The sequence below is a fragment of the Aliagarivorans marinus DSM 23064 genome, assembly GCF_000429485.1.
Taxonomy (GTDB): Bacteria; Pseudomonadota; Gammaproteobacteria; order Enterobacterales; family Celerinatantimonadaceae; genus Aliagarivorans; species Aliagarivorans marinus.
Genome location: NZ_AUBY01000017.1, coordinates 1 through 21,708, shown reverse-complemented (window position 1 = coordinate 21,708; position 21,708 = coordinate 1). Strand labels below are relative to the sequence as shown.

Sequence of the window (21,708 nt, the reverse complement as noted above, 5' to 3'; positions counted from 1 at the left end):
CCTAAGGTTAATATTCCCATTCTTCTTCCAGCATCTTGGCCAGGCGTTCCAACTGAACCTTGCCCTTAAGCATCCAGTTGGCGGGACTGTCCAGATACTGCTTATGTAAGTCCTGAAGCAGCTGATGGATATCGCTGCAGTGGTCCACCATCATCACTTTGATGCCGGCTTTTTTAAGCATCAGGGTGGCCGACGCGCCACAGGCTACGGTGTACACCGCATCGACATCTTGCAGTTGGTCGATACGCGAGCGTAGCTTGCTCTCATCATGGCCCGCCTGATGGCCCGCACGCGGATGCTTCATCTGCAGCACCTCCAAGAGCTTGGCCTCATCTTTGCTGATGCCATACACCACAAAGCAGTCGGCGCTGCCGAAATGCTGATTGACCTGTTTACGGTCGTCGCTGGCAAAGGCCACCATAAAGTCCATCTGCTGGCTCTCGCCCACCACTTTTAAGCAACGCTCAACGCCCTCCATAGCTCAGATCCTCCGGTTGGAAGCGATAGGGGCTATGATGGGCAGGCACTTCATCGTGGTGATTGGCCTTGAGCAGGTTGGCCATCTCAAACAGCCGCGCTCGCGCCCCCTGGTAGCCCAGTTGCAAGCGTTCGCTGTTGCCAAAACGGTCATGACAGGGGTAGCCCAGGCGATGCACCGGCACCGCCGGTTCACACAGGTTGGCGCAGTGGGTATTGCCCAGCACCAGCTCTACGCTATCCAGTTTGGGGCGCAATGCGGATAAGTCTCCGACCACCACTTCCTTGGCGGAAAGCTGCTTTAAGGCATGGTGATTTAAAGTCGTCACCACCAGCTGCAGGTCAACGCCAATCTCATCGAGCAGCGCGGAGTAAGCCAATACACAATCAGGCTCGGCGGCGAGCGCCATCGGCGCGGATGACAATAGGAAGTGGGTATCCAGCAGGGCATCTTGCAGGCGGCGGCGCTCACGGGAAATCCACGCAGGAACCGGATTACCACTGATCTGACACAGGCAATTGATCAGCGCATCGCTGCCCGCCAGGCCCATGCCGAAGGCCTGATAAGGGGTGCCAAACTCGCGCTCCAGTAGCTGGGCGCTATCGAGTAGGGACTCGCCCAACACCAAGGTGTAGCGGCTATGCGGCAACTGACGTAGCTGCTCAAGGCCAGTACCACCGGTGCTGGTGGGGCTAAACGAGTCGGCGGCCAGATGTCCATCCAGCGACGAGCCCAAATCGGGCAGCGCAATACTGTCGAGGCCGAGGGCATCGCAATAGCGCTGCAGCAGCTCCACATCGGCAGCGTTGTAGGTGGAAGAGCACAGCAAGGTCACCAGCGGGCGCTGGCTGTCACGGGCTAGACTCTGGTTGTCACGGACTAAAGGCAGCTTAGCGCGTGGCCCAAGCAGCACTTGTTCCAGACAGGCCTTCACCGCAGCGGCATAGCCGCTCTGTAGTGAGCCGCTAAAATCGGCGCTATTCACCGCCACCACCACGATATCGTTAAACTGCGGATGGTCCTGATAGAACTGGTGCACCAGCCGCTGCAGATCGCAGCCCTGCATCTCGGTCAGCCCGGTGCTCATTAGCATGATCATCTCAGGCTGGTGCTTCTCGGCGATCAGTGCCAACGCCGACACCACGCTATCATCGCCGCCCATTACCGCAGAGATCTGATCCACCGCGGTGTTTTGAAACGGCATTGGTTCACGAAAATGTTGGATAAGGTAGACCTTGGCAAAGGCGCAGCAGCCTTGGCTGCCATGAAATAGCGGCACACACCCGGCCAAGCCCATGGCGGCTAACGCAGCACCGGTCGCCTGGCTGGTTTTTAAGGGCTGCTCGACCAAAGGGTCTTTGGCGATACGGACAACATTACTCATCGCGGGCCTCCTGCGCTTTGGCTTGATCTGTTTTAGGGGCTTTATCAATTTGAGGGGATACGCCTGTTTGAGGAGCTTGCTCCCAAGGAGCTGCACTGCGCACATGCGACCAGATTGGGCTCTCCAAGGTGCGGCATAGCTCTTTGGCAAAGGTCAGCATGCCCGCATAACCGGCATAGGCGTGCTCGCGCTCTTGGTTAATATCGAGGAAGGGCAGGCGCGCTTTGAGGGCGGTGTACATGTTACGGCCACCCGCAATCATCAAGTCGGCGTTATGCTGATCCACCACGCCGAGCAGCTGGCTGGCACCGCCCTGCTCAAGCATCAGGGCGTCTTCGCCCATCAGCTCGCGGATCTTGCTTTTATCTTCGGAGGTGGATTTACGGGTACCAGTCGCCACCACCTCAATGCCCAGCTCTTGTAGTGCAGAAACCACCGACCAGGACTTCACCCCACCGGTATAGAGCAGGGCTTTTTTACCCTCGAGACGCGCTTTATAGGGCGCAAGCTGCGCGCGGATATCCGCCTCTTGCTCGCCGATAAGCTGTTCGGTCTCGGCGATAAGCTGCTCATCGCCCACCAAGCGGGCAAATTCACGCAGTGCATTAGAGGTATCCTCAACCCCATAAAAACTGCCCTCAAACCAAGGGATCCCCCAACGCTCTTGCAGATGGCGCGCCACGTTAAGCTGGGCGCGCGAGCACACCACCATTGCCGCATCGGCGCGATGCATGGTTTGGATCTCGTGGAAGCGGGTATCGCCAGACATACAGCTCAGCACCCGGTAGCCTAAGCGTTCCAGCAGCGGCGAGACATGCCAGAATTCCCCGGCGATGTTGTACTCGCCAATCAGCACAATATCGTGCACCGTGCGCGAGGGGTCGTGCTGCATCAGCGGCTTGGCCGGTGGCTCGGCACTACCAATCACATGCTTTACCATCACCTCGCCGGCGATCCGGTTACCGAGGTTCTTGCTGCCGTAAAAGCCCGCTGCATCCACCGGCACCACCGGGATCTCCCAGCGACTCTCGGCCAGCTTACAGATGGCATTGACATCATTGCCTTCCAGCGCCGGCACGCAGGTCATATAGACAAACACCGCCGGTGGCTGATGGCGCTCAATCACTTGCTTGATGGCATGCAGCAGGCGCTTCTCGGCGCGCCCCATGATCACGTCTTGTTCATTCAAGTCGGTGGTAAAACCGAGGCGGAACAGGTTACGGCCACTGGCGCGCGTGCCACGGTTGTTCCAGCTGTTGCCGGCACAGGCAATCGGCCCGTGCACGATATGGGCGACATCAGCGATCGGCAACAAGCTGATCTGCGCGCCATCGAAGCAGCACCCCCCAGCGGTAGCGCCGGGCGTGGGTCTGGCACAGCCCCCCTTGTCGCCTTTGTTGTCCGGGCAGGCCGGCTCATCCAGTAATTCAGCAATCTCTTTTCTTTTCATTTGCCCCTCTTTGGTTCCCTTGCTGGCAATAGCTAGCACTACGCAAGAAATAAACCTTACATAACCCACTGTTTTTTATGGGTTTTGCATTGTTAGGTTTACGACAATCAGCAAGGTTTGAAGGACACACCGCACAAGAATGGCCCTTTACAATAGCGGGATGTATATAGATGAACGAACAACTGGAGATGATGAAGCAGATAAAGCCTCAAGGTGGTTCTTTATGACCGAACAACTTCAGGATACTTATTCGGCGAGTTTTTACAGGCACCCAGACAAGCCACTGTTCCGCAAATCTAGTGGTCTAAATCAAGGAACGGTATTGCGACATGAGGGGTTGTGCTGTGGGGATTTGGGTTGTTACAGAGTATGAGTGTATAGAATTTCGAGCCTTGCGCTTCTCTGGTTGTTCCACCCTACGAGCAAGCCGCCCTATCACTCCCATTTGGTGGTACACAGCAAGAACGATGCTGATCCTCCAAACTTCCCCATTAGTAAGAGAGTTACAGACAAGCGCATCCAAATGCACTTGTCATAGTCAACAACCACGGTGTAGCCCTAGCCAGCTAAAACCTCATCCACAAGGTTGTAGCGGGGCGCTACGGCTAAAACGAAAGCGATGCCTTTGATCAGCCCAACCTCAACCTCCAACCCACTTTTCAAGGCCTCGCCTAGGGCGCGATCTGTACAGATAACAGGGATCCCTGACACTACTATCTCTCGCTCACCCTCTACTGTAGTTAACTGCATGGGTCCCTCAAGACGGTATACAGGGGCTTGCTTCACCTTGGTGTCACTGAGCTTACTGAGCGCAGCCAGTTCTTGGGGATCAGCAGGACGAGAGGACTTGTCTACCAGCAACGCTTGAGTAGTGTTTTTAGCTTCTTTAATGTTTTTGCGTTTTTTAGCATCTTTCAAGCTCTGCTTGAACATTATGTAGGCAAAAATAAACGTCACTAAGCTAAACAATAATTCCATGAAACACCTTCACTTTATTTTGAGATAACACACTGCCAGCAGACTAATTTGAACCAAGATCATGAATGCTTTATCTAAACGAGCAATCCACACTCAACTGCATATTCGCGTTCTACGATATGCAACAGGCAGCGCCTCAATCTAGCATTTAGCCCATTTAAATCAATGAGTTGAAACGATATTATCGGGATGAAATGTGAGAGTAAGAAGATGGTAGCATAAACTTCGTGGCGCATATTGATGCCAATATTGGGTAGGCAGGTGGTCTCGATTATGTAGGCAACAGACTGAACTGCGCACCATCGAAGCAGCAACTCAGCAATCTCTTTTCATTTGCCCTTTTTGTTTCCTTTGCTGGTAATAGCTAGCACTGCGCAAGAACTAAGCCTTTTCTTAACTTATTGTTTTTACTGAATACAGATATATCGCAAATACCACATAGCAGGCGCAAAGAGCTTAGCACCCGTTGGATTGGGATAGGGTAAATGAAAAAGGCGAAAACCTGCATTGACTCTAGAACCATACCAGAGTGCATCATCTGTTTACGCCTTCAGCAACACGCTGATTGCGATAACAAGTAATCACTTAAACGAAAGGAAAACGCATGAAAGGTAAGCACTTTATCCTGATTGCACTGGGTCTGGTGGCGCTGGTGTTAGCAATGGCCTAAGCCACAGCCTGACCAATATTGTCCAATCCCGCCGAGCCTCTGGCATTTGCTTGGTGGGTGCGGCAGTGACTCCTTATTCAACTAACCACTATTTTCTAGCGCTGATACCACGATGACGACCGACTCACTGTTAACACTTGGACCAAGCTGCCTGGTTGTTCAGGGTGGCGGGCAGAAGGCGACCTTTGCCGCTGGGGTATTGGACAAGTTTATGGATGAAGGCTTCCACCCCTTCAGCACCCACATTGGCACCTCGGCAGGCGCACTCAATCTGGCCTCTTACATCACCCACCAACGGGGGCTAAGTCTGGACTTTATCCTCAACTACACCACCAAAGAGCGCTTTTTTGATCTGTGGAAGTTTGTCCGAGGCCGGCAAGCAATGAACCTGGACTGGGCATTTAGTCTAGTGGGGAGTGGCGAGTTTAACCTCAATGTCGCGCACGGTATTCAGCGCCATCAACAGGGTAAACAAGCATTGGCCTGCGTAACCTGTGCCGATACCTTTGAAGACCACTATTTCCCGATTTTTTCAGAGAACTGGCTAGAGATCCTTAAAGCGACCTGTGCGATCCCTTTTCTATACAAACAGCGCATCGAGTTCGCCGGTAAACGCTGGGTCGATGGCTGCGTATCGGCCAATATTCCGGTCATGGAAGCGGTGCGCCGCGGCTACCAAGACATCGTGGTGATCCAAACAACCCCGTTGCATCACCAACAAGGGTCGCTGATGAGTTTCTCACAGCAGCGTACACCACAACGCCTGCTAACAAAGTGGTGGCAGCAGCTAAAAACCTTCGACTACGAGCAAGTGCTTAACGATGTGATCCGCAGCAGTTCGCGATATGCGCACCGAGTGGGCTTGAGCGCCAACTACACCGAGCTATTAGAAATGCTGGCTAGTCATATCGACAATAGCGAAGAGGTCCTTGAGTATCTCGACTGCCCCATGCAGGGAGGTCATGTTCAGCGCATTGCGCCGCAGCGCCCACTACACAGCCGCACCTTACTCAGCGACAAAAATGACATGCTGGCCGACTACAAGCACGGCAAAGCGGTGGCGACCTCGTTCTTGCAACAACGGGGCGCGATCTAAGCCGCGAAGGGGGCTAACTTCTGCTATGCTTCACGCCCCGAGCTAACAAGGCCAGCGCAGTGAACCGTAAAAAGAAGATTATTCAAACCCTGAAGAAGAAGGCCAAAAAGGCCAACGCCAAGAAACATGGCGCGGGCAGCAGCAAGCCCCGCTATATCTCTAAGGCAGAGCGCGCGGCGCAGCAGGCTGAGGGCACTGAAGCGACGGCTGCGGCAGAGCAGCCAGCTCCTCAAATGCCTTCTGAAGACGAGGCCACTTCTTCTTGACCACTACTGCCCCGCTACTCCTCTTCGTGTAAGGCGATGATCACCCCGGCAGCCGACTCCAACTGATGGGTGAGCTGGGCACAGCCCATGCTGCGCGCCATTAAGTGCAGGTCAAAGCCTTCGTGGGTTTGGAAGGGCTCGCGCTCAAACATGTCGTCTTCACTACAGACAATCATCGGCAGGCCTGGATAATGCTGGCGTAACTGCTGGATAGCGGCCTCTTCAGGCTTCGCGCTGATCTCAAGAACCAGCTTTTCCAACAGTTGTGATTCTATTGGTGTGTTTCGCATCGACATTCGTGCTCTCCTTCACAGCTCGCGCTAACGCCCAGCAGCTTTGCCAGCCAGCGCGGTAAGTCACTGCGCATCACGGTTTGCAGCCGCTCCAGTACCGGCTCCGACTCTTGTGGCAATAGTTGCTTAAGTGGCAGGATATCGGCGCGGGTAAGCTTGGCGGCAGCCGGCCCACCAATCGATAGGGTCGCCAGCAACTGGCAATCGCTGATTAAGCTCAGCAAGTAATCGGTGCGGGCATCGCCATGCAACTGCTCCTCAACCTCGCGCACAGCGCACAGCTGGTAGCCTTGAGCGCTTACCTCAAAGATCAAAAAGCGCAGGCATGAGCCAAAGTGACCATCGACTTGTTGCTGGTTGTTAGAGCTCACAGCCAACCGCAACACCGGTCCGCCCAAATCAACTTGCGGTGGGATGCTCGGCGCTTCCATCGCAGCGACCTCGGCCGAACTTAGAATGGCGTACAACTGATTGACCTGACTGCGCTCCACCGTTTGCCCGGCCTCTGCGAACATTTGGCGCAGCTGCTTGGGGCTGAGCGAGCGAAATTTTTTCTCGCTTAGTGGCTCACCGCACTGGCTAATCAGCAGGTTAATCAGGGCTTTGGTGCCCACTTCAGGTACCGCTTTTGCTGCCAGAGCCAGGCGCAGTGCCAGGCTATCGCTGATCGTTGCAGTTGTACTCATAGTCCTCTCCTATCCTTTCCTAACCTCTCCATATCCTATCCTGCGCGACGGGCGCGTAAGGTTTTCGGCAATGATGGGGCCTCGCTGAGCGGCTCGATATAAAACTCGCTGCCATCGGCCAAGGTAATGTTGCCGCCCCAACGGTCGGCTTGTTGAAACTCCAGGCTGGCAACCGCCAACTCCAGATCTTTTTTGGCAATGTAGGCCTGCAGGCCATCATCGGTTTGACTGATTATCAGATTCGGCATGGGCCTTTCCTTGTAAGAGAGCCGTGTAGTTGGGCCTTGATACTAAGCGCTTCCGTTTAGAAGCGGGAAACAAGCAGGAAGCGCACAGCGGCTTCCTGCTTGGAGTTACGGGCAAGCCCTCGACTAGCGAACTAAATCGTAGCCGTAGTCGGTGCGTCCCATTTCGCTGGTATCCAAGTCCAACTTCGCCAGTACCTCATTGACCAAGGTGGTCAGCATGTACATGGCACCCTCGTATCCGAGCGTGGCATTGCGATGCAGGTGGTGGCGGTCGAAGATTGGGAAGCCCAAACGAATCAGTGGTACTTCAAACTCTTCGCCTTTGGCCTTGGTATCACGCTGGATGAACTTGCCGTAGGAGTTACCAATGATGAAGTCCGGCTTGTTGGTGAACACCAGCGAGCGGAAGTGCCACAAGTCCTGCTTGAAGTAGATCTCAGCATCGGCCGTGCCTGGGGCTTCGGCGATGAGTGCTTCCATCTTCTTCTTCCAACGCTTGTTACCGTTGTTACACAGGATGTGTTTCACTTCACAGCCCAGCTCTTGCAGGAACTTAACCAGACCCAACAGGTAGTCTGGATCGCCGTATACAGAGAAGCTGATGTTGTGCAGCCAGGTGTGGGAGTCGGTCATCATGTCGACCAGACGACCACGGGCTTTGGCCAGCGACTCAGGGATCTCTTTGCCAGAGATCTCGGCAATCTTCATCAGGAATTCATCGGTGTAATCCAAGCCCATTGGGATGTTCAGGGCTGGCACCTCGTGCTTCCAGGTGTTGTCGATGAATTTCTTGGTTTTCACCAGTTGATCCGGTTGCAGCAGCACGGTGGTCAGTGCGTTCGGTGCATCCTTCATCTCGGCGATAGGCGTGCCGCCTGCGTACATGCGGTATTCACCATCGGCCGGGGTGTCTAGCACCTCGCTTGGGTCACACAGTAGCGAGTATTCCACGCCCATCTCTTGCAGCATGCTGTGGATCACTCGGTAGTTGCCCAGATAGGTCTCAAAACCAGGAACGATATTAATCTTGCCATTGCTACCCACCTCTTTATCTTCCATTTCGTTGAGGGTGAAGTAGCGCATAAAGCCTTCGAACATGCCGTCCCAACCGGTGGTATGGCTGCCCACGAAGCTCGGGGTGTGGGCAAATGGGGTTGGGAAGTCTTTGTCGATGTAACCTTCCGCCTTGGCGTTACCAATAAAGGCGTTTAAGTCATCACCGATGACCTCGGCCATACAGGTGGTCGACACCGCGATCACCTCTGGCTTGTACAAGGCCAGTGCATTTTGCAGACCATCGAACATGTTCTTTTGGCCACCGAAAACCGCTGCATCTTCAGTCATGGAGTCGGATACACAGGCGACCGGCTCTTTGAAGTGACGGTTAAAATAAGTACGGAAGTAGGCTACACAACCTTGTGAGCCATGCACGTAAGGCAGGGTTTTCTCAAAGCCCAATGCACACAATACCGAACCCAATGGCTGACAGGCCTTGGCAGGGTCAATCGCTACCTGCTTCCGGGCAAAGTTCAGCTCTTTGTATTCCTCGGTGGTGGTCCACTCGAAGACCTCTTTTACCTTGGCTTCATCGAAGCCATCCTCGTGTTCGCCACGTTTTTTGGCGAACAGTTCCTGGTATTCCGGCTGTTGAAACAGCGGGTAACCCGGTTTGATTTTATCTACTGTTTGACTCATATCTATTCTCCTCCCGCGCCACTCATCTGTGAACTACGGGTGAGTGAAACTTGTGAATGCCACTGCGCTTGCTATTCGCTCACACTGCATCCGCTCTTTCTGATAAACCGACATTTAAGCGGCCGCAGCTTCGCTGTCCTTCTCTTGTTTCCAAGGTGGCGTCAGCTTGTCCCAACATGGGTTGTTCAGCGTCATGTCCATATCGCGGGCGAAGATGGCGAAGCCGTCGTATCCGTGGTAAGGACCGGAGTAATCCCAGCTGTGCATCTGACGGAAAGGAATACCCATCTTCTGGAAGATGTACTTCTCTTTCACACCGGCACCGATCAGGTCGGGCTTGAGCTTGTCGGCGAAGAACTCCAGCTCAAAGCCGGTGGCATCGTCAAACAGCAAGGTGGCGTCTTTCACTTCTGGGGTGGTTTTGGCGTAGTCATCGTTATGTGCAAACTCATAACCAGTACCCACGATTTCCATACCCAAGTCTTCATAGGCACCAATCACGTGACGAGGACGCAGACCACCTACGTAGAGCATCACTTTCTTGCCCTGCAGACGTGGCTTGTACTTGTCGATAATTGGCTGCCACTCGGCGCGATATCTGGCGATCACTTCCTCGGCCTTGGCCTGGATCTTCTCGTCAAACTTAGCGGCGATAGCGCGTAGCGACTCTTCACACTTGGTAGGACCGAACAGGTTGTACTCCAACCATGGAATACCGAACTTCTCTTCCATATGACGGCAGATGTAGTTCATAGAACGGTAACAGTGCACCAGATTGAGCTTCACCTTAGGGGTGTTTTCCAGCTCGGTCAGAGTGCCATCACCCGACCACTGAGCGACCACGTTCAGGCCAATCTCTTCGAGCAAGATGCGCGATGACCAAGCATCACCACCGATGTTGTAGTCGCCGATAATCGCTACGTCGTATTCACCCGCTTCAGCTTGCGCCGCTTCAGGATCGGTACCATCCAGCACATAATCGCGCAGGGTATCGTTGGCAATGTGGTGACCCAAAGATTGGCTCACACCACGGAAGCCTTCACAGCGTACTGGTACGAGGGTTTTGCCGATTTCAGCCTTTTTGGTTTTGGCCACGGCTTCGATATCGTCACCAATCAGACCGACCGGACATTCCGACTGGATGCTGTAGCCCTTAGCCAGTGGGAACAGGGTTTCCAGCTCATCGATAATGGTGGATAGCTTTTTATCGCCACCGAATACGATGTCACGCTCTTGGAAGTCTGAGGTGAAGTTCATGGTGCCGAAGGCATTTACCCCGGTGTAGCCGGTGTAGTAGTTACGACGGCCGGCACGTGAGTACTGACCACAGCCAACCGGACCGTGCGAGATATGAATCATGTCCTTAATCGGACCCCATACCACCCCTTTTGAGCCTGCGTAGGCACAACCACGGGCAGTCATTACGCCGGGTTGAGACTTACGGTTAGAGGTAATGCACTTACCCTCACCATTGGTCTCGTTGACCGCCAGGTGTTTGGCACGATCTTTCTGGGCCTTCTCGGGATAGACCTCGAGAACCTCGTCGATCATCGCCTGAGTTGTTTGTTTATCCATAGACATAGTTGTCTCCTTACCTTAACGCGTCGGGCTTAAGCGGTTTCGACGGCTTTACCGATGATGGAAGTGTCTTCTTCATCCATGATGCCGAACTCCATCAGCAGCTCTTCCAGCTCATCCATGGTGGCTGGCTCTGGCACGACAAACAGTTCGTTCTCGATGATCTTCTTGGCCAGGGTGCGGTATTCATCAGCCTGGTTACATTTCGGGTTGTACTCGATCACGGTCATACGGCGGATCTCAGCTTGCTGAACCACGTTGTCGCGCGGTACGAAGTGGATCATTTGGGTACCGATCTTGGCAGCCAGTGCTTCAATCAGCTCGTCTTCGCGGTCACACTTACGTGAGTTACAAATCAGACCAGCCAGACGCACACCACCTGAGCTTGCGTACTTACAGATACCTTTAGAGATGTTGTTAGCGGCGTACATTGCCATCATCTCACCCGATACCACGATGTAGATTTCTTGTGCTTTGTTTTCACGAATAGGCATCGCGAAACCACCACATACCACGTCACCGAGTACGTCGTAGAACACGAAATCCAGGTCTTCTTCATAGGCGCCTTCCTCTTCCAGGAAATTGATCGCGGTGATTACACCACGGCCCGCACAGCCAACACCTGGCTCTGGACCACCAGACTCAACGCAGCGCACACCGCCGTAGCCAACTTTCAATACATCATCCAGCTCTAGATCTTCTACCGAGCCTTCTTCTGCGGCCATTTCCATAATGGTGTTTTGTGCTTTTGCGTGAAGAATCAGACGCGTAGAGTCAGCTTTAGGGTCACAGCCAATAATCATGACTTTTTTACCCGCTTCAGCCAGGGCCGCTACCAGGTTCTGTGTAGTGGTGGATTTACCGATACCACCCTTTCCGTAGATTGCACATTGACGAATTGCCATAGTCTTAATCCCTAAGTTGTTTAATAAAGCGGTTCCGATCAGGCTATTGCCAAAACCACGCCACAAACCCACATGGGAATTAAGCTCATGTTTTTATTGAACTTTATTATCAAGGTGAGATTTATCCCCGAGCCTAAAGCCATACAAAATGTCTGGATTTGTTGGCTTTGGTACAAACAACGCGCTCACGTTCTTGTCGGTGTCATCACAACAAATGCGTGAGGCGCTAAAACACTCATGCTTGAAGCAATACTATGTGGGAGGAAAAAGCGAAGGGTGGCGATCATAGAGATAGGCACAGGCGTCCATAGAAGTAATAAGCAAGAGACGCCACTTAGCAGCCAGCGCTAGGTAATCGGGCTCAGTGCGTAAGCCTGTTGCTTCTATAACCATTAGGGGCACTCTTCAGCCATTAGATGCCAATCAATCATCGCCCGATATCGTCAGAAATATGGAAAACTCGTCTTTCCCCTAAAAGAGTCAAAACCCTCAAGCCCTACTATGAATAGTCAAACGAGGGCCGGGCGATAGCTCAAACCTTTAGCATCTGCCTTACTACTCGTTGTATTAATACGCCCGCTATTAATATCGTTAACAACGACTTAATCAGTAACACACCGTGCAACACTTGTGACTCAGCTCTGTTCAGCTTGAGCCTCTCTATTGGTGTTTCCGCTATCAATAAGGTCTGTTAGCGTGAATACGTCAGGTAGGCACCTGACTTAGTATTTTTGAAGGAAGAAACATGAAATTAAGTGCACGAAACCAACTCACCGGAATCATCAAGTCAATTCAAGAAGGTGCGATTAACGATGAGATCGCGATTGAGCTGTCAGACGGTGTTGTCGTTACCTCGATTATCACCAAAGGCTCTGCGAACTCCCTTGACCTAAAAGTAGGTGGTACTGCCACGGCGGTAATTAAAGCCAGCGATGTCATGATCGCGGTTTAATATCGAATGAGTGATATGGCCTTGCTGCTATCAAGGCCATTTAGTTTATTGATGGAATATTCCCCCAGTCATCTTCCAACAAAGCAGCAAGCAACTATCTGTAGTACCAGCAGGCCATGTAATAGCGCTAAACAAATTCTCAATTAGTTGGGTTTAAACTCACTCTCCCGGCCTCAGGTACAGTTTTTGCTGAATTCAATTATCTGCAGCATGTTGCTCATCGAGATGTATGACTATACGTGGCGCACGCCAAGCATAGTGCAGGCTCGAGGCAGCATTCAGATTTGCAGATGAACCTGTGCTAACACGACAAATTGTTGTTTTTGATGGAATTAGCACATACTGGACAAGTCTTAAGGAGAAGTAATGAAGTTTTTATTTACACTACTAGCCAGCATTTTATTTTTTCCCCACGCCCACGCTGCTCAAGTTAGCGTGGCGGTTGCTGCCAACTTTACCAAGGTGGCACAAGAGCTACAGCAACAGTTTGAGGCCGAAAGCGAACACTCGGTCAGCTTATCCTTTGGCTCAACCGGAAGCCTGTATGCGCAAGTCATCAACGGCGCGCCCTTCGATATATTCCTCGCTGCCGATGCTCGCCGCCCGAGCCTGCTGGTTGAGGAAGGCTTGGTGGACTCTGAGCAGCACTTCACCTACGCCATTGGACAGCTGGTGTTGTGGAGCAAGCAAGGCTATGGCGAGGATGTTCAGCAAGCCCTGTACAACCCTCAAGACTTCGAGCATATCGTGATCGCCAACCCCAAAACCGCCCCCTATGGCGAGCAAGCGCTGGCGGTGATGGAAGCGTTGGGGGTATATGGCAGCCTGCAAGCCAGTGTGGTGGAATCCAACAATATTGCCCAGACCTACCAATATATTGAAGGAGGTATTGTCGACCTTGGCTTTGTCGCCCTCTCTCAGGTTATTAAGAGCCAAACCATGACCCCCGAGTACGCGTGGGTTGTTCCTCAGGAGCTGTACGCGCCCATCAAGCAAGACGCGGTGCTGCTTAAAACTAGCGAAGACAACCCAGCTGCCCAAGCATTCTTCGAGTTTTTACGCTCTGAGCAAGCCCTGAATACCATTCATAGCTATGGCTATCGCACCGGAGGCGAGTAATGTTTGATGCCTTGAACTGGCCGGTGATTGTCACCACCTTGCAACTTGCCAGCATGGTCACCCTGTGTGTGCTGCTGTTGGCCTGCCCGCTGGCCTGGTATCTCAGCCAAAGCCGCGGTAAGTTGCGCGACTTGGTGGCTGCCGTTACCAGCCTGCCCTTGGTGTTACCGCCGACCGTTCTTGGCTTTTATTTACTGATGCTGCTGGGCAAGCAAGGCCCGCTGGCCAACTCGCCCATCGGTGCGCTGGCATTTACCTTCAGCGGCATCGTTATCGCATGTAGCATCCACACCTTACCGTTTGTGGTTCAGCCGCTACAAAACGCCTTTGAAGCCTTCGGCAAGCGCCCCTTAGAGGTGGCAGCAACACTTGGCGCATCGCCTTGGGATCGCTTCTTCAACGTTGCGCTACCGCTGGCTAAACCCGGCTTGTTCCATGCGGCTATTTTGGGCTTTTGCCACAGCATCGGCGAGTTTGGGGTGGTACTGATGGTGGGCGGTAACATTCCCGGCAAAACCCGGGTGATCGCGCTGGAGATCTTCAATAACGTGGAATCGTTGAACTACCAAGCGGCGCATCAACTCGCCTTCCTCACCGCCGCCTTCTCGCTGGTAGCGCTGCTACTGATCAACCGCTTTAAGAATGCCACACGCCACGAGGTGCACCCATGAATGAACTGCATCTGGCCATCGACCATCAGCGTGACAACTTTCACCTTAAACTGGATCTAAGCCTTCCCGGCAGCGGGATCACCGGCCTGTTTGGCCCCTCTGGCTCGGGCAAGACCACCTGCCTGCGCGCTATCGCCGGCTTGGAGCGCTTGAGCGCCACCACGGTGAGCTTCAACCAACAAACCTGGCAGAGTGAAAGTGTATTTGTTCCCACTCATCAGCGCCCGATTGGCTACGTGTTTCAAGAGGCTAGCTTGTTTGCCCATCTGTCAATCCGTGACAACCTGCTGTTTGGCTGGAAACGCCTGCCTGAATCCGAGCGCCAACTTCAGTTCGATGATGTGGTGGACTTGCTGGAGCTAAGCCCACTGCTAGAGCGCGCGCCCGGGCAGCTATCCGGCGGTCAACGCCAGCGCGTTGCGATTGGCCGCGCTTTGCTGCGCGCGCCTCAACTACTGCTGCTGGATGAGCCGTTAAGCGCCTTGGATCATCGCCTGAAACAGGAGATCCTGCCCTATTTTCAGCGGATCCATCAGCAACTCGGGATGCCGATGGTCTATGTCAGCCACAGCGCCGACGAGCTCGCCAAGCTGGCCGATCACCTGGTGGTGCTCGACCAAGGGCGCTGTGTGGTTTCTGAAGCCAGTCACTTGGCTTTGCAGGATCCCGCCGCAGAAGCCTTCTATGACCATGGCTTGAGTAGCGTATTGGAGGGAGAGATCATCGATCACCCCAGTGAGCACCTGTGTGCGATGTCGCTCGGCAAGCAGCAGCTTATTGTCAGTGGCGACGGCGAGTTGGGCCAGCAGCAGCGTTGTCGGATATTCGCCAACAATGTCAGTTTGTGTGTGGTGCCCCCCGGGCGAAGCTCGATACTCAATATACTGGAAGTTAAGGTTGTTGAAGCACGACCCAGTCAGCGCCCCGGCGAAGCGCTGGTGAAACTGCAGCTGCAATCGGGCCAGTGCCTGCTATCGCAGCTTACCCAATACTCCCTAGAGCGCCTAAATATAAAACCTGGTGATCAACTGTGGGCGCAGATTAAGGCTGCGGCTATCGCTTAAAGCTCGACGCTAACACTCAAAAAAACGCAGAAAATTACGCCACTTTTCGCTCTGCTCATCAAGTTCGGCGGGTACAAAGCGAATACGCGTGCCCGGGCGCGCTTGCGCCAAGGCATTCAGGCTCAAACGCGCAACACAACCCAGCTTTGGGTAGCCCCCCAAGGTTTGCCGATCGTTCATTAGCACGATGGGTTGCCCATCGGGTGGGATCTGCACTGCGCCTTGGGCGATCCCCTCAGAGATTAATCCTGCATGCAGCCCGCTCACGACGGGACCGCTCAGTCGGATCCCCATACGATCGCTCTCAGGCTTCACCTGATACTCGCCTTGGTAGAAGGCCTGTTTTGCCGACTCACTAAACAGCGGCGCTTGGTAAGACTCAATCAGCGACAGGTTTAACTGTTCGGGATAGCGGCCCTGAAAGGCCTTGGGCACTTCGCTATGAAAATTGGCCAGCAGCTGCTTAGCCACCGGCAGCCTATCACCTGCCTGCAGTGGCTGTCCGTCACGCAAGCCGCCTAAGCGATTACGGGTTACGGTGGCCACCGAGCCAAGGGTTTTAGCGACCTGAAAGCCGCCCTCCACCGCCAGATAAGCGCGCAGCCCCGTTCTGGCGTAACCGAGTTCAAGTAGCTGCCCTTGGCGTAGGATAAAGCTTTGCCAGTTGGGCTGGGCGACGCCTTCAACCTTGGCGGCCATCTCTGCGCCACATAGGGCAAGTTTGACATCGCAAGTCGCGCGAAAGCTGGCATTACCCATAGTGAGCTCAACTACCGCTGCATTGCTGTGGTTTGAAAGCAGCCGATTCACCCAACCATAGGCATGTAGGTCCATCGCGCCGCCGCTACTCAGCCCCTGCAGTGCCACGCCGTAGCGTCCGCGATCTTGCAGCAAACTCAATACGCCCGGTTTGACTACTTCCAGTCCAGACATATCTGCCCTCCCAGCTCGATAAACTGCTCGCGGGAGAGCGGCTCGAAGCGCACCTGCATCCCCACTTCAAACGGCGACATCGGGCTGTGCTTAGGGTCAAACAACAGCTGCGGGCAGTTACCGATGATCTGCCAGCCACCGGGGCTTTGCTGCGGGTAGACCGCGGTTTGCCGCTCGGCAATCCCGACGCTGCCCGCAGGCAGTTTTAGCCTTGGGGTTGCGCGACGCGGAGCCGCGATACGCTCATCTACTGAGGCGAGAAAGGCAAAGCCGGGGGCAAAGCCGATGGCGCAGACGGTGTAGATCTGTTGGCTATGGATTTCGACCACCTGCTCTTTGGCCAAGCCGGCCGATGCCGCTAAGTCATCAAGATCAGGGCCAACCTCGCTATGGTAATACACCGGCAAAGTTAGCGTGTGTTGCTGAGTTTGCCCGCTCGCTTGGCTACTTTGCAGCAAGGCATACTGCTCCAGCACCGCCCGCTCGAGTTGCTTGCGACTGATCCGCAGTGGATGAAACTCCAACAGCAGGGAGGTGTATGACGGGACCACCTCCACCAAGGCACTAGGCAGTGCTGCTCGCAAGGCCTTGGCAAGAGCGGCAATCGATTCTGCTAAGCTGGGGTCGATTGCCTCACCAAGGTAAACAATGCAGTGCGTCTCACTGACGGGCTCGAAGCGAAGAGTCATTTGATAGTGCTTATCCTTAGTCCTTCTCCCCAGTCCTTATCCTTGCGGCGGCTTCAGCGCTTGGGAGAGGGTTTGCACCATCGCCACTGATTCTGGGTTGTCGCCGTGTACACACACGCTATCGGCCTGCAGAGGGATCCGCTCACCATTGATGGCGGTGACATAGCCATGGCGCGACAACGTCATCACCTGCTCAATGATAAGCTCTGGCTGATGAAAAACCGCCCCTTCCTCAGTGCGAGGCAATAACTCACCGAGGGGGGAGTAAGCGCGATCGGCAAAGGCCTCAAACAACAGGGTCACCCCTTTCTTTTCGGCATAGCGCTGGTAGTCGCTGTTATCGCTGCGGGCCAGCACCATTAACTTGGGCTGCTCCGACATAGAAGCCACCCCAGCCACCACCGCCTTAAAGATACCCTTGTCGCGCATCATATCGTTGTATAGCGCACCGTGAGGTTTGACGTATTCAACAGCAGCTCCCTTTAATCGGCAAAGCGCCTGTAGCGCGCCAACCTGATAGGCGACTAGTTGACTTACCTGCGCCATGGTATGGGGAATGGAGCGCCGGCCAAAGCCCTGCTTATCGGCATAGCCCGGATGGGCGCCAATGGTGACATTATGCTTGAGCGCCAGCGATATCGTTTGGGCCATCACATCTGGGTCGGAGGCATGAAAGCCACAGGCAATGTTGGCCATATCAATCCATGGCATGACCTGCTCATCTAAACCCATCTTCCAAGCACCAAAGCTCTCGCCTAGGTCACAGTTCAGTTTCATCCTTTCTACCTTCTGGATTGTTGGTAACGCTCAGATTAACTGCAGCATGTCGATATCGGTGTGTAGGGTTAGTGACAATTGCAAAACAATCGACTGACTTCGAGCATGCTAACAACCATCTGTAAGATCACTGTGCATTCTACAAGCAGTATGCCCTTGTTTAATTGCGCAGTTCTGATGATTGTCACTTACCTACCCCGACTCATAGTATCAAACTCCCCCGGCTTTCTGGACAACAAGCCCAGTCCCACTAGAGGGCTGGTCTCTGCGCCAGCTCACGTTAACCAGAAAAACCTCCCATTCTCGGTTCAATATTTTTAGCAATTATTGTATTTGACTAACTTGTCACTTATTGTCATTTATATCATTAGCGGAAAGGAAGCTGCTATGCCCACGATTAAAGGGGCACTAGGCCCCGGTTTTCAGATCGTTCTCTTCTATTTACTGCTCAGTAACGCCAGCCATGCTAATGATTTTTCGTATCTACGGGAAAGAGATACGAATGGCAACATCTGGGAGGTACGCTTAGCAACCGCCAGCCCTCCACTCAATCAAATCCACAGTTGGTACATCTCAGCATTTAGCTCAGAGGGTCGCCCTTTGACTGGCCTAACACTGTCGATATCTGGCGGAATGCGCGCACATGGCCACGGCTTGCCAACCGCACCCAAGGTAAGCGCAGAAACGTCGCCAGGCATCTACCAAGTCGACGGCTTCAAGTTCCAGATGTGGGGAGAGTGGCAGGTGCTGTCTGAGTTAACGGATCAACATGGAAACACGGTAGGTAGCCATGAGTTCGAGTTTGTCCTTGCGCCTTAAGCTAGCCGCTCTATTGCTAGTAGCATTGGCGACATTAGTGCTGCTTGTGCTTGGCTTACAGCCACCGATAAACCAAGCGCGGCTTCAGTGGAGCCCACAAGAGCGGGCAATGCTTAACAGCCTTCGCTTGCCAAAGCGTCTTCAGCCAAGGGATCCTTCCAATCGATTCTTAGACTCACCAGCCGCAGCGCAGTTAGGCCATCAACTGTTCTTTGATAAGAGGCTAAGCGGGGCAAAGGATATGGCATGTGCCACCTGTCATATTCCGGAGCGCTACTTTAGCGATGGGCGGCCATTGCCCATCGTTGCGAATAACACAAGCCTGAGCGAGTTGCCCACCCGCCATACTCCTACCGTGGTTGGCGCCGCACTGCATCGCTGGCAGTTTTGGGATGGCAGAGCCGACAGCCTATGGGCGCAGGCTCTAGGGCCGCTCGAGAATCCGCTTGAGCACAATAGCGACCGGCTGGCGATTGTACGGTACGTGCTAAACGAATATCGCTTAAGCTACTTACAAGTGTTTCCCAATAGCGAAGTTACGCTCCCTAAGCTCGAACGCCTTCCCGAGCATGGCAGTCCGCTGAGCCCCATCGCTGAGTACCAAACCAACTGGCAGCAGCTGAGTAGTGAGCAACGGAGTGAGATAAACCATGTGTTCGCCAACATCGGTAAGGCACTCGCGGCCTATCAAGCCAAGCTCCTTCCCGATGATTCGCGATTTGACCGCTTTGTTGATGGATTAAACCTGCCAACTGACAATCGACCGCAGAGTTACCTGGACCAACACGAGCAAGCAGGTTTAAAGCTATTTATTAGCGAACAGGCCGGATGTATCCAATGCCACAACGGCCCGCTATTCAGTAACAGCGACTTTCAAGCCACCCTATCTTCAGCTGACATTACTCCTGAGCGAGAAGGAAGAATTGCTGGAATAGCGCTCGCCCATGCAGATCCTTTTAACTGCCGAGGGATCTACTCCGATGCGCCGAATTCCTGTGGCGAATTAGACTTCGCCAAAGTCGATGGCATAGAGCTACAGGCCGCCTTTAAGGTGCCGGGGCTGCGCAATGTAGCGAAAACAGCACCCTATATGCACGACGGTGGCTTTGCCTCGCTCTCAGAAGTGCTTCATTACTACAATCAAGCCCCCACGCATGGCTTTAGCCACAATGAACTTCAGCCCTTGCGGCTACTGCCTTACCAACTAAAGCAACTTGAGTCGTTCTTAGTTGCCCTAAACAGCGAGTTAATAACAGACGCTTATTGGCTTACCCCCCTACTCCCCCTTCGCAAGGAGATAACTCATGAGCATAGTTAAGCGAATGCCTGCCTACCCGTACCTACTTCTGCTACTACTGCCAGCCCCCAGTTACGCCCATGTTCGCTGGTTCAGCGACCAAGCCGTGGCCAACGCCTACCTGCCTTTCGATGCGATCAGCGTACTTATGGCCGCGCTGGTGATCGTGCCATGTTTGCTGCTTATCCCGGTAGCATGGTCATCTTCTATAGGAAACCTAGTCAACAAGTTATATGTCGAACGCATTCACCTGTTTTGGTACTTGTTGCTGGCTGCGATCTGCATATACCTGCTCGCAAACCTGCTAATGGGAGATTTTCTCGCACCTAACTTGATCTTGCCGCCAAGCTTGGCGCTCTATGGTTTGTTACTGCAATCAGCCGTGCTGGTCTTACTGCCGATTAGCGTATCACTGGTAGGCATTGCGTTATGCCTAGTCGCGACATTGTTACTGATGGTATTCGGCATTGGCTTGGGGATAGATTACTTTTTTGAGTTCTTCGGAGTCGGACTCGCACTGGTCTTCATAGGTCCATCAGTCTCACTAGTTGATACCAAACTCGCCTTGAATCTAAACCTTGAAGCGCATGGACTGCGCAAAAAGGCGGTAACCTGCCTACGCTGGGGCTTAGGCCTGCAACTGGTAGTCCTGGCGGTACATAACAAATTCTTAGAGCCCGGCATCTCCTTTGCTTTTCTCCAGCAATTCCCGGAGTTTAACTTCTTCCCACAACTCGGGTTCAGCAGCATTACCGACGGCCATTTCGTACTCTGGGTAGGTCTCGCCGAAGCAGTACTGGGGGTGATGCTAATAGCAGGGCTAGCAACCCGCTTAGTGATCGTGGTACTAGCCGTTGTACTCACCATCACAGCGCTATTACTAGGTATGCACGAAGTATTCGGGCACCTACCGATCTTCGCAGTGGCGCTGGTGATTCTATTTGAAAGCCCCAAACAGAGATTAAGTGGTAACGCAGTGTTGGAGCCACAAGTGGCTTAGATTGCATCCAAAAAGCTACTTACACATAAGATGGGTTGCGCGAGAGGCGTACTTAGCGGCTCCCCAAGCTAAACCCGGTCAGTGGCGCGTGTGCTGAATGTAAATAGGCCTGCTCTTACAGTCAGTCTCTGTTCTATTGATACGCCGCGAAGCCTTTCACATGGGGGTGGAAGCGGCGTTGTTAACAAACCGGAGGTTTGTGCCGCTGGAGCGCGTAGGACGGAGTCCGGAGCTGGACGTCCCACCTTGTGGGCTGATGTGAACGTCTATCACTGGCAGGGGCCCAATACGAAAAAACCCAGCCGTTAGGCTGGGTTTTCGAATTGGGAGCCTGGCAGTGACCTACTTTCACATGGGGAAGCCCCACACTATCATCGGCGCAGTTGCGTTTCACTTCTGAGTTCGGCATGGAGTCAGGTGGTTCCACAACGCTATTGCCACCAGGCAAAAAACGGTGTCTTTAAGCAATTCGGATAAGGATAAAACTTTAAATCTGGAGTTCAAACAAGCATTTCTTGTCTAGGTGAACAACAACACCCCTTAGGTGTTGTATGGTTAAGCCTCACGGGTAATTAGTACAGGTTAGCTCAACGCCTCACAACGCTTACACACCCTGCCTATCAACGTCGTAGTCTTCGACGGCCCTTCAGAGACCTTAAA

22 protein-coding genes and 2 rRNA genes are annotated in these 21,708 nt (G+C 53.4%); 9 read left to right on the top strand and 15 right to left on the bottom strand.

All coding sequences use genetic code 11. The annotated features are described in order from the left end of the window. Positions 1-7: 7 nt before the first annotated feature. The 4 genes from G461_RS23670 to G461_RS0107705 form a co-directional block, all read right to left on the bottom strand. Positions 8-478: a NifB/NifX family molybdenum-iron cluster-binding protein gene (locus G461_RS23670; protein WP_051333442.1), complete on the bottom strand. Its 471-nt coding sequence runs from the start codon at positions 476-478 to the stop codon at positions 8-10. After that, positions 465-1,862 carry a nitrogenase iron-molybdenum cofactor biosynthesis protein NifN gene (gene nifN, locus G461_RS0107715; protein ID WP_026971412.1) on the bottom strand — a complete coding sequence of 466 codons (1,398 nt, stop codon included), beginning with the start codon at positions 1,860-1,862 and terminating at the stop codon, positions 465-467. The genes G461_RS23670 and nifN overlap by 14 nt, the downstream gene beginning before the upstream one ends. Continuing rightward, complete coding sequence (gene nifE, locus G461_RS23665; protein ID WP_051333441.1) at positions 1,855-3,312, bottom strand: nitrogenase iron-molybdenum cofactor biosynthesis protein NifE; 1,458 nt, start codon at positions 3,310-3,312, stop codon at positions 1,855-1,857. Before nifE ends, nifN begins: the two co-directional genes overlap by 8 nt. 558 nt (positions 3,313-3,870) lie before the next feature. Continuing rightward, positions 3,871-4,290, bottom strand: coding sequence for a hypothetical protein (locus tag G461_RS0107705; RefSeq protein WP_026971411.1), 420 nt, complete (start codon positions 4,288-4,290; stop codon positions 3,871-3,873). Between the two features lie 782 nt (positions 4,291-5,072). On the opposite strand from G461_RS0107705, the gene G461_RS0107700 reads away from it, so the two are divergent. Both G461_RS0107700 and G461_RS0107695 read left to right on the top strand, forming a co-directional pair. Then, positions 5,073-6,056, top strand: a complete 984-nt coding sequence (locus G461_RS0107700; protein WP_051333440.1) for a patatin-like phospholipase family protein — start codon at positions 5,073-5,075, stop codon at positions 6,054-6,056. A 59-nt stretch (positions 6,057-6,115) separates the two neighbouring features. Next, positions 6,116-6,322, top strand: coding sequence for a DUF2986 domain-containing protein (locus G461_RS0107695; protein ID WP_035479758.1), 207 nt, complete (start codon positions 6,116-6,118; stop codon positions 6,320-6,322). A 14-nt stretch (positions 6,323-6,336) separates the two neighbouring features. On the opposite strand, the gene G461_RS0107690 is transcribed toward G461_RS0107695, so the two are convergent. The 6 genes from G461_RS0107690 to nifH all read right to left on the bottom strand — a co-directional run bounded on the left by G461_RS0107690 (position 6,337) and on the right by nifH (position 11,799). After that, on the bottom strand, positions 6,337-6,618 hold the full coding sequence (locus G461_RS0107690; protein WP_051333439.1) for a DUF6129 family protein: 282 nt from the start codon (positions 6,616-6,618) through the stop codon (positions 6,337-6,339). Then, the gene (locus G461_RS23660) at positions 6,594-7,301 is read right to left on the bottom strand and encodes a NifB/NifX family molybdenum-iron cluster-binding protein (protein WP_051333438.1); all 708 of its coding nucleotides are present in this window, start codon (positions 7,299-7,301) and stop codon (positions 6,594-6,596) included. Before G461_RS23660 ends, G461_RS0107690 begins: the two co-directional genes overlap by 25 nt. 35 nt (positions 7,302-7,336) lie before the next feature. Beyond that, positions 7,337-7,549 (bottom strand): putative nitrogen fixation protein NifT, encoded by a 213-nt coding sequence (gene nifT / locus G461_RS0107680; protein ID WP_026971407.1) that lies wholly within the window; start codon positions 7,547-7,549, stop codon positions 7,337-7,339. 123 nt (positions 7,550-7,672) lie between these two features. Then, entirely contained in the window at positions 7,673-9,244 is a 1,572-nt protein-coding gene (gene nifK, locus G461_RS0107675; RefSeq protein ID WP_026971406.1) for a nitrogenase molybdenum-iron protein subunit beta, read from the bottom strand. Positions 9,245-9,358: 114 nt separating this feature from the next. Next, positions 9,359-10,825 (bottom strand): nitrogenase molybdenum-iron protein alpha chain, encoded by a 1,467-nt coding sequence (nifD, locus tag G461_RS0107670; protein WP_026971405.1) that lies wholly within the window; start codon positions 10,823-10,825, stop codon positions 9,359-9,361. A 29-nt stretch (positions 10,826-10,854) separates the two neighbouring features. Then, entirely contained in the window at positions 10,855-11,799 is a 945-nt protein-coding gene (nifH, locus tag G461_RS0107665) for a nitrogenase iron protein (protein ID WP_281172005.1), read from the bottom strand. A gap of 673 nt (positions 11,800-12,472) precedes the next feature. Here nifH and G461_RS0107660 point away from each other — a divergent pair. From G461_RS0107660 to modC, 4 genes are all read left to right on the top strand, one after another. Beyond that, a complete protein-coding gene (locus G461_RS0107660) occupies positions 12,473-12,679 on the top strand; it encodes a TOBE domain-containing protein (RefSeq protein WP_026971404.1) in 207 nt (68 codons plus the stop codon). A gap of 366 nt (positions 12,680-13,045) precedes the next feature. Next, positions 13,046-13,798 (top strand): molybdate ABC transporter substrate-binding protein, encoded by a 753-nt coding sequence (gene modA, locus G461_RS0107655; RefSeq protein ID WP_026971403.1) that lies wholly within the window; start codon positions 13,046-13,048, stop codon positions 13,796-13,798. Continuing rightward, entirely contained in the window at positions 13,798-14,469 is a 672-nt protein-coding gene (gene modB / locus G461_RS0107650; protein WP_026971402.1) for a molybdate ABC transporter permease subunit, read from the top strand. Before modA ends, modB begins: the two co-directional genes overlap by 1 nt. Continuing rightward, a complete protein-coding gene (modC, locus tag G461_RS0107645) occupies positions 14,466-15,533 on the top strand; it encodes a molybdenum ABC transporter ATP-binding protein (protein WP_026971401.1) in 1,068 nt (355 codons plus the stop codon). Before modB ends, modC begins: the two co-directional genes overlap by 4 nt. A gap of 9 nt (positions 15,534-15,542) precedes the next feature. On the opposite strand, the gene G461_RS0107640 is transcribed toward modC, so the two are convergent. The 3 genes from G461_RS0107640 to G461_RS0107630 are packed head-to-tail and all read right to left on the bottom strand — an operon-like array spanning position 15,543 to position 17,932. Next, positions 15,543-16,466: a 5-oxoprolinase subunit C family protein gene (locus tag G461_RS0107640; RefSeq protein WP_026971400.1), complete on the bottom strand. Its 924-nt coding sequence runs from the start codon at positions 16,464-16,466 to the stop codon at positions 15,543-15,545. Further along, positions 16,448-17,155 (bottom strand): 5-oxoprolinase subunit PxpB, encoded by a 708-nt coding sequence (gene pxpB, locus G461_RS0107635; protein WP_026971399.1) that lies wholly within the window; start codon positions 17,153-17,155, stop codon positions 16,448-16,450. Before pxpB ends, G461_RS0107640 begins: the two co-directional genes overlap by 19 nt. A gap of 36 nt (positions 17,156-17,191) precedes the next feature. Then, complete coding sequence (locus G461_RS0107630; RefSeq protein WP_026971398.1) at positions 17,192-17,932, bottom strand: 5-oxoprolinase subunit PxpA; 741 nt, start codon at positions 17,930-17,932, stop codon at positions 17,192-17,194. Between the two features lie 387 nt (positions 17,933-18,319). Here G461_RS0107630 and G461_RS25445 point away from each other — a divergent pair, with 387 nt between their 5' ends. From G461_RS25445 to G461_RS23645, 3 genes are read left to right on the top strand one after another with little or no spacing between them, the layout of a single operon-like run. Further along, entirely contained in the window at positions 18,320-18,751 is a 432-nt protein-coding gene (locus G461_RS25445; RefSeq protein ID WP_051333437.1) for a FixH family protein, read from the top strand. Further along, complete coding sequence (locus tag G461_RS23650; protein WP_084429090.1) at positions 18,723-20,069, top strand: cytochrome c peroxidase; 1,347 nt, start codon at positions 18,723-18,725, stop codon at positions 20,067-20,069. The genes G461_RS25445 and G461_RS23650 overlap by 29 nt, the downstream gene beginning before the upstream one ends. After that, positions 20,056-21,048 (top strand): hypothetical protein, encoded by a 993-nt coding sequence (locus tag G461_RS23645; RefSeq protein ID WP_157360258.1) that lies wholly within the window; start codon positions 20,056-20,058, stop codon positions 21,046-21,048. The genes G461_RS23650 and G461_RS23645 overlap by 14 nt, the downstream gene beginning before the upstream one ends. A gap of 329 nt (positions 21,049-21,377) precedes the next feature. On the opposite strand, the gene rrf is transcribed toward G461_RS23645, so the two are convergent. Together rrf and G461_RS0107605 are read right to left on the bottom strand one after the other, a co-directional pair. Continuing rightward, a 5S ribosomal RNA gene (gene rrf / locus G461_RS0107610) occupies positions 21,378-21,493 on the bottom strand. A 106-nt stretch (positions 21,494-21,599) separates the two neighbouring features. Then, positions 21,600-21,708, bottom strand: a 23S ribosomal RNA gene (locus G461_RS0107605); the annotation flags it as partial.